10 protein-coding genes, 1 tRNA gene and 1 riboswitch are annotated in these 11,587 nt (G+C 58.2%); of the genes, 4 read left to right on the forward strand and 7 right to left on the reverse strand.

Going from position 1 to position 11,587, the window contains the following annotated elements; translation table 11 throughout:
* Nucleotides 1-213 precede the first annotated feature (213 nt).
* Together ahpC and ahpF are read left to right on the forward strand one after the other, a co-directional pair.
* Nucleotides 214-777 carry an alkyl hydroperoxide reductase subunit C gene (ahpC, locus tag FS690_RS00920; RefSeq protein ID WP_039385421.1) on the forward strand — a complete coding sequence of 188 codons (564 nt, stop codon included), beginning with the start codon at nucleotides 214-216 and terminating at the stop codon, nucleotides 775-777.
* Nucleotides 778-848: 71 nt separating this feature from the next.
* On the forward strand, nucleotides 849-2,417 hold the full coding sequence (ahpF, locus tag FS690_RS00925; RefSeq protein WP_071668018.1) for an alkyl hydroperoxide reductase subunit F: 1,569 nt from the start codon (nucleotides 849-851) through the stop codon (nucleotides 2,415-2,417).
* 57 nt (nucleotides 2,418-2,474) lie between these two features.
* On the opposite strand, the gene FS690_RS00930 is transcribed toward ahpF, so the two are convergent.
* Complete coding sequence (locus FS690_RS00930; RefSeq protein WP_104085202.1) at nucleotides 2,475-2,678, reverse strand: hypothetical protein; 204 nt, start codon at nucleotides 2,676-2,678, stop codon at nucleotides 2,475-2,477.
* A gap of 190 nt (nucleotides 2,679-2,868) precedes the next feature.
* A riboswitch (TPP riboswitch) is annotated at nucleotides 2,869-2,965 on the forward strand.
* A 69-nt stretch (nucleotides 2,966-3,034) separates the two neighbouring features.
* Between FS690_RS00930 and thiD the strand changes: the two genes are divergently transcribed.
* Nucleotides 3,035-3,835 carry a bifunctional hydroxymethylpyrimidine kinase/phosphomethylpyrimidine kinase gene (thiD, locus tag FS690_RS00935; protein WP_145339315.1) on the forward strand — a complete coding sequence of 267 codons (801 nt, stop codon included), beginning with the start codon at nucleotides 3,035-3,037 and terminating at the stop codon, nucleotides 3,833-3,835.
* 58 nt (nucleotides 3,836-3,893) lie between these two features.
* On the opposite strand, the gene FS690_RS00940 is transcribed toward thiD, so the two are convergent.
* Nucleotides 3,894-3,969: transfer RNA gene (locus FS690_RS00940), tRNA-Asn, on the reverse strand.
* Nucleotides 3,970-4,233: 264 nt separating this feature from the next.
* Between FS690_RS00940 and FS690_RS00945 the strand changes: the two genes are divergently transcribed.
* Entirely contained in the window at nucleotides 4,234-5,355 is a 1,122-nt protein-coding gene (locus FS690_RS00945; protein WP_039385417.1) for a Gfo/Idh/MocA family protein, read from the forward strand.
* 74 nt (nucleotides 5,356-5,429) lie between these two features.
* On the opposite strand, the gene yegS is transcribed toward FS690_RS00945, so the two are convergent.
* The 5 genes from yegS to mdtD form a co-directional block, all read right to left on the reverse strand.
* Nucleotides 5,430-6,329: a lipid kinase YegS gene (yegS, locus tag FS690_RS00950; protein WP_094111873.1), complete on the reverse strand. Its 900-nt coding sequence runs from the start codon at nucleotides 6,327-6,329 to the stop codon at nucleotides 5,430-5,432.
* Between the two features lie 228 nt (nucleotides 6,330-6,557).
* A complete protein-coding gene (gene yegQ / locus FS690_RS00955) occupies nucleotides 6,558-7,928 on the reverse strand; it encodes a tRNA 5-hydroxyuridine modification protein YegQ (protein ID WP_145338936.1) in 1,371 nt (456 codons plus the stop codon).
* A gap of 136 nt (nucleotides 7,929-8,064) precedes the next feature.
* A complete protein-coding gene (gene baeR, locus FS690_RS00960; RefSeq protein WP_039385412.1) occupies nucleotides 8,065-8,772 on the reverse strand; it encodes a two-component system response regulator BaeR in 708 nt (235 codons plus the stop codon).
* Between the two features lie 9 nt (nucleotides 8,773-8,781).
* A complete protein-coding gene (gene baeS, locus FS690_RS00965) occupies nucleotides 8,782-10,164 on the reverse strand; it encodes a two-component system sensor histidine kinase BaeS (RefSeq protein ID WP_104085200.1) in 1,383 nt (460 codons plus the stop codon).
* Nucleotides 10,164-11,561 (reverse strand): multidrug transporter subunit MdtD, encoded by a 1,398-nt coding sequence (gene mdtD / locus FS690_RS00970; RefSeq protein ID WP_039385408.1) that lies wholly within the window; start codon nucleotides 11,559-11,561, stop codon nucleotides 10,164-10,166. The genes baeS and mdtD overlap by 1 nt, the downstream gene beginning before the upstream one ends.
* Nucleotides 11,562-11,587: the final 26 nt, after the last annotated feature.

Below are 11,587 nucleotides of genomic sequence, written 5' to 3' on the forward strand. Positions count from 1 at the left end.
CGTGCCAGCCTGTAAAAAAAATAGCAGTTTAGCCGCATTCTGAGAAAGCCTGTTATCGCCGCCGCTTTTCTGTGTAGAATGCCGCGGCAAGCCGCACCGGATCTGGTCTCGCTGCATTGATAGCTTTTGTTTATCTGATTGATAACGTCTGCGTATTAGCACCTGGCCTGAAAAAACTGTAGCCTGCATCACATCTTTTTAACGGAGGTCACTATGTCAATCATTAACACCAAAATTAAACCGTTCAAAAACGCAGCGTTCAAAAACGGCGAATTCATCGACGTAACCGAGAAAGACGTTGAAGGTAAATGGAGTGTTTTCTTCTTCTACCCGGCTGACTTCACCTTCGTATGCCCGACCGAACTGGGTGACGTTGCAGACCACTACGAAGAGTTCCAGAAACTGGGCGTAGATATCTACTCCGTTTCTACTGACACGCACTTTACCCACAAAGCCTGGCACGGTTCTTCCGAGACCATCGGTAAGATTCAGTATGCCATGATCGGCGATCCAACCGGCGCGCTGACCCGCAACTTTGAAATTATGCGTGAGGCAGAAGGTCTGGCCGATCGCGGTACGTTCATCGTTGACCCGGAAGGCATCATTCAGGCGATCGAAATCACTGCTGAAGGTATTGGCCGCGATGCCTCTGACCTGCTGCGCAAAGTGAAAGCTGCACAGTACGTGGCTTCTCACCCAGGCGAAGTTTGCCCGGCTAAATGGAAAGAGGGCGACGCCACGCTGGCTCCGTCACTGGACCTGGTCGGTAAAATCTAAGTTACCTGACGCCATTCGGTCTCTTTTTTATCGGGTGCTGCGGCACCCGATTTTCTTCACAGGAACTCACTATGCTCGACACCAATTTAAAAACCCAGCTTAAGGCTTACCTTGAGAAACTAACGAAACCGGTTGAGTTGATTGCTACCCTGGATGAGGGCACCAAATCTGCTGAGATCCGTACGCTGTTAGCAGATATTGCCGCGCTCTCTGACAAAGTCAGCTTCCGTGAAGAGAACGATCGTCCGGTACGCAAACCGTCGTTTCTGATCACCAACCCAGGCAGCCAGAGCGGTCCGCGCTTTGCCGGCTCGCCGATGGGTCATGAATTTACGTCACTGGTGCTGGCGCTACTCCAGACCGGTGGACACCCCTCTAAAGAGGCGCAGAGTCTGCTGGATCAGGTGATGTCACTTGATACCGATCTGCACTTTGAAACCTACTACTCGCTCTCCTGCCATAACTGCCCGGATGTGGTGCAGGCGCTGAACCTGATGGCGGTACTGAATCCGCGTATCAGCCACACCGCCATTGATGGTGGCGTGTTCCAGAATGAAATTACCGAGCGCAACGTCATGGGCGTGCCGGCCGTCTATCTGAACGGCAAAGAGTTTGGACAGGGCCGCATGAGCCTGGCTGAAATCGTCGGAAAAGTTGATACCAACGCTGACAAGCGTGCGGCAGAAGAGCTGAATAAGCGTGACGCTTATGAAGTCCTGATTATCGGCAGCGGTCCGGCAGGCGCCGCAGCGGCTATCTACTCCGCGCGTAAAGGTATTCGCACCGGCCTGATGGGCGAGCGTTTTGGTGGTCAGGTACTGGATACGGTAGATATCGAAAACTACATCTCTGTACCAAAAACAGAAGGGGCGAAGCTGGCGGGTTCACTGCGCGCGCACGTCGATGATTACGCGGTAGATGTGATTGACACACAGAGCGCCATTAAACTGATTCCCGCCGCGCAGGAAGGGGGATTGCACGCCATTGAAACCGCTTCCGGCGCGGTGCTGAAATCACGCAGCATCATCATCGCCACCGGCGCGCGCTGGCGCAACATGGGCGTACCGGGCGAAGATCAGTATCGCACCAAAGGCGTGACCTATTGCCCGCACTGCGACGGCCCGCTGTTTAAAGGCAAGCGTACCGCGGTTATCGGCGGCGGTAACTCCGGCGTGGAAGCGGCCATCGATCTGGCCGGTATTGTTGAGCACGTTACGCTGCTGGAGTTTGCCGGCGAAATGCGCGCTGACAAAGTGCTGCAGGATAAACTGCGCAGCCTGAAAAACGTCGACGTGATCCTTAACGCCCAGACCACCGAAGTTAAAGGCGACGGCAGCAAAGTCACCGGGCTGGCGTATCTGGATCGCACCACCCAGACTACGCACGAGCTGGCGCTGAGCGGCATCTTTGTTCAGATTGGTCTGCTGCCTAATACCGGCTTCCTTGAAGGCGCGGTAGAGCGCAACCGCATGGGTGAAGTGATTATCGATGCGAAGTGCGAAACCAGCCTGAAAGGCGTATTTGCCGCCGGCGACTGCACCACGGTGCCGTATAAGCAGATTATCATCGCCAGCGGCGAGGGCGCTAAAGCGTCACTCAGCGCTTTTGATTATCTGATCCGCACCCAGCCAGCACAGTAAATCTCGCTGTCCGGCCCGCGCCCCGCACCTTGCTGCGGGGCTTTTTTTTGCGCTAAATCAGCCGAGCCAGCGGCGCGCTTCGCTATCGCTGAGGTCGCGGTAGTAGAGCTTATGCAGCTGCACACCACAGCTGCGACAGCGCGCGGTGATAAAGGTAGCCTGACAGTAACGTCCGGCAGGATTCAGGACGCCGTGGCGGCTGATGGTAATCTGATGCCAGCGGTGAGCGTGCGGAATAAGATGGCGCAGCAGGTTAAGCATGGTGATATCCGGCAGGGTGATCCGGCAGCAGATTAAGCATGCTGCCGCGTTGTCGCGGCTTGCGCTGTATCAATAAACCGGTCACTCCAGCGGTCTGTCTGCTTCTGCTACCGCGCAGATCAAGCTTTCTGCTCTCTGCGGCTTGCTTCGTGCGATCGCTTCCCCTAAGCTGCCGGTGTGTCGTAACAGACACCATGACTCGGGGTGCCCTTCTTTGTGAAGGCTGAGAAATACCCGTATTACCTGATCTGGATAATGCCAGCGTAGGGAAGTCAGATGCCTGCGCGCATTCGCCTTCCTGTACGCCTGACAGGAGCGCTATGATGACCCACCCTTCCTCTGTTTTACCGCGCGGCTTGCCCCGTATAAATGCCCTGACCATTGCCGGCACCGATCCCAGCGGCGGCGCGGGTATTCAGGCCGATCTCAAAACCTTTTCTGCGCTCAGCGCCTACGGCACCAGCGTTATTACCGCGCTGGTGGCGCAAAACACCTGTGGCGTACAGTCGGTCTGTTACATTTCACCGGCGTTTGTCGCCGCCCAGCTGGATTCGGTGCTGAGCGATATTCGTATCGATACGGCAAAAATCGGCATGCTGGCAGAGAGCGCTATTGTAGAGGTGGTGGCAGAGAAACTGGCGCGCGCGCGGCTGCCGTTTGTAGTGCTGGATACGGTAATGATTGCCAAAAGCGGCGATGCGCTGCTGGCGCCAGAGGCGGTGGCGGCGATGCGTGAGCGGCTGCTGCCGCAGGCTTCGCTGATCACGCCTAATCTGCCGGAAGCCGCGGCGCTGCTGGAAACAACACCTGCCCGCGATGAGCGCACCATGCAGCAGCAGGGGGAGGGGCTGCTCGATCTCGGCTGTGCCGCGGTGCTGATGAAAGGGGGACATCTGGAGGATGCGGAAAGCCCGGACTGGCTGATTACCCGCAGCGGACGTTTCCGCTTTACGGCCCCGCGCGTAGCGACGCGCCATACTCACGGCACCGGCTGTACCCTCTCGGCGGCGCTGGCAGCGCTGCGGCCGCGTCATGAGAGCTGGGCTGATACGGTGACGGCGGCAAAAGGCTGGCTGCAGCAGGCGCTGCTGCAGGCCGATTCGCTGGAGGCAGGAAAGGGCATCGGGCCGGTGCACCACTTTCATCACTGGTGGTAGGGCGGATAACACGCAGGCATAAAAAAAGCAGCCTTACAGGCTGCTTTTTTTAAGAATCTGGCTCCTCTGACTGGACTCGAACCAGTGACATACGGATTAACAGTCCGCCGTTCTACCGACTGAACTACAGAGGAATTGTGTGGAACGGGGCGCATAATATCGGGCAGCCTGCTGCGTGTCAAAGCCCTTTTGCAAAATTTTTACTGACTGCTGAATAAACCGCCACTGCCTGACTTAATGTGAGGAATATCACCAAAGTACTGCAAAATTACAGCGGGATTTGTTGATTTTGTCGTGTGCTCCACATCAATGATCACAGATATTTCATTTCGCCATTGTGGCGCCAAAAAATGAAACATATATTCCGCGAAACCTCCTCCACTTTTCACGGGTGTAGCATGAACAGAGTCAGAATAGGAATGATCGGCAGCGGATATATCGGGCGGTGTCACGCTATCGCCTATGCGCAGGCGCCCACGGTGTTTGCCCTGAAAGGTGAGATCGTGCGGGAGATGCTGGCTGAAGTCGATCCGGCACTGGCGGCAAAGCAGGCGGCCACGTTTGGCTTCGCCCGCTCCACCGGCGACTGGCGCGAGCTGGTCAGCGATCCGCAGATCGACGTTGTCGATATCTGCGCGCCCAACTTCCTGCATAAAGAGATGGCGCTGGAGGCGATCCGCCACGGCAAACATGTCTACTCGGAAAAGCCGCTGTCGCTGAGCGTGGCGGATGCAGAGGAGATGGTGCAGGCGGCAGAGCGGGCGGGTGTAAAAACGCTGGTGGGTTTTAATTACATGAAAAATCCGACCAGCCAGCTGGCGCGGGAGATCATCGCGCGCGGCGAGATTGGTGAAGTGGTGCACTTTTACGGCACGCATAATGAAGATTACCTCGCCAGCCCGCAGACGCCGCTGGACTGGCACTGTCAGAAAAAACTGGCAGGGCTGGGCGCACTCGGCGATCTGGCCGCGCACATCGTCAATATGGCGCACTATCTGGTGGGCGACATTGAGGAGGTCAGTGGCGACATGATGACGGTAATCGCGCAGCGCCCCGACCCTAAAAATCCTGCGCGTCTGCTGCCGGTCGAGAATGAGGATCAGGCCAGCGCGCTGCTGCGCTTCAGCAATGGCGCGCACGGCGTGATTGAGACTTCACGTATTGCCTGTGGCAGCAAGATGGGGCTGACCTATGTGGTCACCGGCACCCGGGGTACGCTGCGCTATACCCAGGAGCGTATGGCCGAGCTGGCGCTCTATATCCACGACGAACCAGCCGGACGGCAGGGCTTTAAAACGCTGCTCACCGGACCGGCGCATCCCGACTACGCCAGCTTCTGCGTCTCCGCCGGGCACGGTATCGGGTTTAACGATCAGAAAACCGTGGAGATCCGCGATCTGATCAACGGCATTGCGGCAGGCGATCGCATGTGGCCAGACTTTGCCGAAGGGTTACAGGTACAGAAAGTGCTGGAAGCCATCGCAGTTTCGGCAGCTGAGCGGCGCTGGATGAAGGTGTAACGCGGAAGGTTAAGCCGTTTTGCCCGGCAAACCACCGGGTGCGCATCAATGCGCACCCGGCGATGCGTGCGGCGTCAGGCCAGCAGCGCGCACTGTGGCGGCAGGCGACAGCTGAGCGCGCCTGGCAGCACGTCGATAGTAAACTCGCTGCCGCTCAGCGGCTCACCGTCCAGATTAAACGTCATCTCATGCGGCGAACGAATAGTCAGCGAGTCGAGCTGAGCCGACACAATATTGGGGTTCTCATCATCGCGCGTCAGCGAATGCAGCAGCGTTGGCAGCAGCTCCTGCGCGGTAACAATGCTGAGGTTAAGCTGACCATCGTTGATCAGCGCATCGGGGCAGAGGCGCTGCCCGCCACCCGCCTGACGACCGTTACCGATACCGATAACCAGCGCATCACCCTGCCAGCTGAAGCCAGGCCCGCTGATTTCACAGCTGTCAGGTTTGAGCGCATCCACGCGCATCAGGCCGTGAATAAAGTAGGAGACGCCACCCAGCGCGGATTTCAGTTTCTCCGGCGTTTCGGTGGTAATACGCGTACCAAAGCCGCCGGTCGCCATATTGATAAAGTAGCGGTCGCCATTCACCCGCGCCAGATCGATAGCGGTGGCTTTACCCACCACGGCAAGGCGCAGCGCCGGCTCCATCTCCGCCGGAATGCCCACGCTGGTGGCAAAATCGTTGGCGGTGCCGAGCGGCAGAATGCCGAGTACCGGACGTGAGGCCTCGGGTATAGCGGCCAGCGCGGTGGCAATCTCATTTATGGTGCCGTCGCCGCCGCCTGCAACAACGGTTTCCGCCTGCAGAGCAACCGCTTCCTGTACATAGCGATCGCCATCACCTTTTTCCCAGGTGACGCGCACGGCCAGATTAAAGCCCTCTTCGCGCAGCGTATTAACGGCCGCGCGCAGATCTTCATTGCCGGCGCCTTTTCCATTCAGGATCAGCAGCGTGAGCGGTGTAGTGTGCATCTTCAGTTCCTTGAAACGTGAGACAGGGATGTGGTTATAGCATAGCTGCGGCGGGAACTTTATCGGCAGGCGCTGAAAAAAGAAAACCCGCGCGGGGGAGCCGGGCGGGTAAATGAGGTGGTTCCTGGTCGTGCACGCTGGATATTGTTACTCATTAGCAGCAGGCGGGATTCTAAAGCGCGGCGCTGTGACCGTCTGTGATCCTGTTCTAACTTCGCCGCCTTTTTTTCATTTTGTGCGATTTTTGCCGTGCGGATCGCTGGTGGTATTGCCTTCAGTGAGGTTGCGCAGCAGCAGCGCAAAGCGGAGATCCACCTCTGCCGGCACCGGGATCCAGACCCGATGACCGTCGCCAGGAGCGACGGTGACCGCCTCGCCGCGATCGTTTTCCATCGCCTCCAGCGTGCAGGTCAGGTTGCCCTGCGGCGTCATGATCTCTGCCACATCGCCCTGCAGGAATTTGTTTTTCACCGCAATCTGCGCCCGGTCGCCGCGCCGCTCGCCGGTAAATTCGCCCACAAACTGCTGACGTTCAGAAACGGAAAAGCCCTGCTCATAGTTCTGGTAGCTGTCGTGGGTGTGACGCCGCAGGAAACCCTCGGTATAGCCACGATGCGCCAGACCTTCCAGCGTGGCGAGCAGTGAGGTATCAAAAGGTTTACCCGCTGCGGCGTCGTCAATCGCGCGGCGATAGACCTGTGCGGTGCGCGCGCAGTAGTAGAAAGATTTGGTACGCCCTTCAATTTTCAGCGAATGAATGCCCATTGCGCTCAGCCGTTCCACATGCGCCACCGCACGCAAATCTTTTGAGTTCATGATGTAGGTACCGTGCTCATCTTCAAACGCGCTCATCACCTCGCCCGGTTTCGTCTTCTCTTCCAGCAGAAACAACCGGTCGGTTGGCGCGTTGTGGCCGGGCACGGGAGCCTGCTGCTCTGCCGGTTGATGGATACCGGTAATATTGCCGACCTCATCCTGCTGGCCTTCTGAGACCTTATACGACCAGCGGCAGGCGTTGGTACAGGTGCCCTGGTTTGGATCGCGCTTGTTGAGATAGCCGGAGAGCAGGCAGCGACCGGAGTAGGCCATGCAGAGCGCGCCGTGGACAAAAATCTCCAGCTCCATCTCCGGCACCTGCGTGCGGATCTCCGCAATCTCCTCCAGCGACAGCTCGCGTGACAGAATGACGCGCGTCAGCCCCATCTGCTGCCAGAATTTCACCGTGGCCCAGTTGACGGCGTTGGCCTGCACGGAAAGGTGGATCGGCATCGCCGGAAACGCCTCGCGCACCAGCATAATCAGTCCCGGATCGGACATGATCAGCGCGTCGGGCTGCATCGCCACCACCGGTGTGAGGTCGCGAATAAAGGTTTTCAGTTTGGCGTTATGCGGCGCGATATTAACCACCACATAGAATTTTTTACCCAGCGCGTGCGCTTCGGCGATCCCCTGCGCCAGATTGTCATGCGTAAATTCATTATTGCGGACGCGCAGACTATAGCGCGGCTGGCCGGCATAAACGGCGTCAGCGCCGTAGGCAAAGGCGTAGCGCATATTTTTCAGCGTTCCCGCCGGGGAGAGCAGTTCAGGTTTAAACATGGAAGACTCACTGATGTCAGGTCAGCTGACCATCGCGGATGGCCATAGCAGAAGCCGCGGCGTGCGGCTCTGCAAAAGAGGCGGAAATTGTAGGCAGGGTGCGGAGTGAAGTAAATTGATCGGGATCAATAACAGGCTATGCCAGCCGGCACATATCCGCTTCCCAGCGATAGCCGATGCCATATACCGCACGAATAAACGGCTGATCGGCATCCAGCGCCTCAAGCTTGCGGCGCAGATTCTTGATATGGCTGTCTATGGTACGGTCAGTTACCACGCGGTAATCATCATAAAGCTGATTGAGCAGCTGCTCGCGGGAAAAGACTTTGCCTGGCTCCAGCGACAATGTTTTCAGCAGGCGGAACTCCGCCGGCGTCAGCTCCAGCGGCGCAGTACGCCAGCTGGCCTGAAAGCGGCCCTCATCAATCAGCAGCAGCGACGCCTGCTGCGTCTCTTCCGGCGATTTACGCGCGCGGCGCAGAATGGTTTTCACCCGCGCCACCACTTCGCGCGGGCTGAATGGCTTACAGATATAGTCATCCGCGCCGGTTTCCAGCCCCAGCAGGCGATCAATCTCTTCGGTACGGGCGGTGACCATAATAATCGGCAGATCGGAGTGGCGGCGTATCTCGCGGCACAGCGTCATGCCGTCGCAGCCTGGCAGCATCAGATCGAGCAGCATCAGCGCTGGCGTAGTGTGCTGCAGCCAGGCCTGTACCTCGCCGCCATTGGCAATATGGTGCGTGCGGTAGTTTGACGCCTGCAGATAATCGATCATCAGCTGCGCCAGTTTGGGTTCATCTTCAACAACAAGAATTAGTGGATCGCTATTTTCCGGGCTCATACGGGCTTTCTACTGGGGAACATAGGGCAAGTTTAGCCTGATTTGCACGCCACCTAAATCAGAGTGCTCCGCAGAAATCGTGCCGCCGTGCGCCTCGACGATATTTTTACAGATAGCCAGTCCCAGGCCGGACCCTCCGCTGGCGCGATTGCGGGAGTTTTCCGCACGGAAAAAGCGCTCAAACAGCTGCGCCCGCTGCGTCGCCGCTACGCCGGGCGCGCTGTCATCAATACAGAGCAGCCACTGATTCTCCTGCTGCCGCATGGTGATGCGGACCTCGCCGCCGGGATGGGTATAGCGCAGGCTGTTTTCCAGCAGATTCGTAAACAGCTGCATCAGGCGGTCAGGATCGCCAAAGCTGCTGGCTTCAGCAGGCAGCTGCAGCTGCAGCGTCAGCTGGTGCGTGCGATAGCGTCCGGCAAAGCTGCCGGCGATCACCTCCAGCAGGTTAACCAGATCCAGCGGCTGTTTACGATAGGCGAGGGCGCCTGCATCGGAGAGCGAAAGCTGATGCAGGTCATCCACCAGCTTGGTCAGTACCACCACTTCACTCTGCAGCGAACTTATCGCCTCGGGCGTGACCTGCCGGACGCCATCCTGAATCGCTTCCAGCTCACCACGCAGGATCGCCAGCGGCGTGCGCAGCTCATGGGAGATATCCGCCATGAACGCGCGGCGATTACTCTCATTTTTCTCCAGCGACTGCGCCAGCTGATTAAAGTCGCGCGCCAGCTGACCGATTTCATCACCGCTATCCACCTCAACCCGGGTAGCAAATTTTCCCGCAGCCAGCTGATGGGTGCCCTCTACCAGCCGTTTAACCGGCGCCAGCAGGCCGCGTGCCAGCAGCCAGGTGACCAGCGCCGCCAGCAGAGTGGAGAGTGTGACGATCATCCAGTTGGTCTGGCGCTGCTGCCGGTCAAAATTGATGTCGGTGCTGCGCGTCAGGTTTTCCGCCGGAGAGGCAATTACCCAGCCGACAATTTTACCGCTGCTGGTGGTGATGTTACGCCGCGGCCCTTTTGGCGGAATCGGGGCGCGCGGGCCTGACAGCACCTTATATTGCTGATCGATGATCCAGAACTGCGTGCGCCAGCCGTGCGGCGGCAGCGGATTGTGGCTGCCTGGGTTCTGCTCCAGCGAGCGCAGAATGGTGAAGATCAGCCGATCGTTCTGGCGCAGAAAATCCCAGCTGCCGTGCTGCTCATACTGATCTGCCAGCGCATCACTCAGCAGTGTCAGCCGCTGTTCGTTGCCTTTTTTGATGTAGTCAACAAAGCCATGCTCAAAGCTGAGCCGTACTCCCCAGTGCATCGTGATGATGACCAGCATGCAGGTGCCAAAAATCGCCATAAAGAGTTTGGCGCCAATGCCGGGCCGGAAACGCGCCATCACTTTTTACTCCTGGTTCTGAGATCAACATTTTTACTGAGTGCTTCCGGTACCCGCCAGAACACCAGCGCCGGCAGGGCGATGACGACCACCATGCAGAGCCAGGTCCAGGCAAACGTCTGCTGCGCCATGTCGCTGCCCGCGGCAGCCTGCTGGCCAAAAGCGCCGAGCAGCAGACCCGCCAGCGTGACGCCGATACTCATCGACAATTGCATAATCATCGACAGTAAGCTGTTGCCGCCAGAGGCGAGATCGTCCGGCAGATCTTTCAGCGTCAGGGTATTCATAGCGGAAAAACGCAGGGCATTGACCATGCCGAGCAGCAGTAATACCAGCGGCAGGAGCCAGATCCAGCCAGCCAGCGCGACCACGGCAAACAGCGCCACGACCAGCGCCAGCGCGAGCGTGCTTCCCACCAGTACGCGGCGATAGCCAAACAGGTTAACAATGCGCACCACCACCCGCTTGATGCCCATATTTCCCAGCACCATCGGGATCATCATTAACCCGGCGTGAAACGGCGTAAAACCCAGACCTACCTGCAGAAATACCGGCGTCATAAACGGCAGCATGCCGCTGCCGATGCGCCCGGTAAAGCTGCCCAGCAGACCAATCGAATAGAGGCGGTTATCAAACAGGCGCAGGCTGAACAGCGCGTTGTCATTATGGCGGCCGTGCATCAGATAAAACAGCAGCGACAGCACGCCCGCCAGAATCAGGAAGCCGGGCAGCAGCGCGCCATTGCCGCCGCCATCCAGCGCCAGCGTCAGCGCCGCCATGCCGGCCGCCAGCAGCAGAAAACCGGCAAAATCAAACCGGCGCGTCTGCATGGTGTAGTTCGGCATCAGCATCAGCGTGGCGACAGCGCCAATAATGCCGACCGGAATATTGATAAGGAAAATCCAGTGCCAGCTGGCGTACTCAACCAGCACGCCGCCGAGGGCCGGACCGAGCAGCGGGCCAATCTGGCCCGGCAGGGTAACAAAGGTCATGGCGGACATATATTGCTCACGCGGCACAATTTTCATGACCGTTAAGCGGCCCACCGGCACCATCATTGCGCCACCGATACCCTGAACCACGCGCGCCACTACCAGCTGGTTAAGCGTGGCAGCCAGCGCGCAGAACAGCGATCCGACGCTGAACAGCACAATCGCGCTGAAAAAGATGTTACGCACGCCAAAACGGTCAGCCAGCCAGCCGCTCAGCGGCAGCATCACCGCAACCGTCAGAACGTAAGAGACGATAACGGAATGCATATGCAGCGGGCTGACGCCGAGATCGCGCGCCATAGAAGGCAGCGCGGTATTGACAATGGTGGTATCCAGCGTTTGCATAAAAAAGCCAAACGCCACAATCCACAGCTGCCAGCGTACCGTGGTGGCAGGTTTGTTCATCTTCTCTCCTCCAGCATAAGGCGCGT

Origin of the sequence: Pantoea sp. PSNIH1 (assembly GCF_007680655.1) — a bacterium.
Lineage (GTDB): Bacteria > Pseudomonadota > Gammaproteobacteria > Enterobacterales > Enterobacteriaceae > Pantoea > Pantoea eucrina.

Bases quoted from the DNA above. Each gene is read 5' to 3' on its own strand.
- FS690_RS00930 (WP_104085202.1), bottom strand. From the start codon at position 2,678: ATGCTTAACCTGCTGCGCCATCTTATTCCGCACGCTCACCGCTGGCAT.
- FS690_RS00945 (WP_039385417.1), top strand. From the start codon at position 4,234: ATGAACAGAGTCAGAATAGGAATGATCGGCAGCGGATATATCGGGCGG.
- baeS (WP_104085200.1), bottom strand. From the start codon at position 10,164: ATGGCGCGTTTCCGGCCCGGCATTGGCGCCAAACTCTTTATGGCGATT.
- yegQ (WP_145338936.1), bottom strand. From the start codon at position 7,928: ATGTTTAAACCTGAACTGCTCTCCCCGGCGGGAACGCTGAAAAATATG.
- ahpC (WP_039385421.1), top strand. From the start codon at position 214: ATGTCAATCATTAACACCAAAATTAAACCGTTCAAAAACGCAGCGTTC.
- yegS (WP_094111873.1), bottom strand. From the start codon at position 6,329: ATGCACACTACACCGCTCACGCTGCTGATCCTGAATGGAAAAGGCGCC.
- ahpF (WP_071668018.1), top strand. From the start codon at position 849: ATGCTCGACACCAATTTAAAAACCCAGCTTAAGGCTTACCTTGAGAAA.
- baeR (WP_039385412.1), bottom strand. From the start codon at position 8,772: ATGAGCCCGGAAAATAGCGATCCACTAATTCTTGTTGTTGAAGATGAA.
- mdtD (WP_039385408.1), bottom strand. From the start codon at position 11,561: ATGAACAAACCTGCCACCACGGTACGCTGGCAGCTGTGGATTGTGGCG.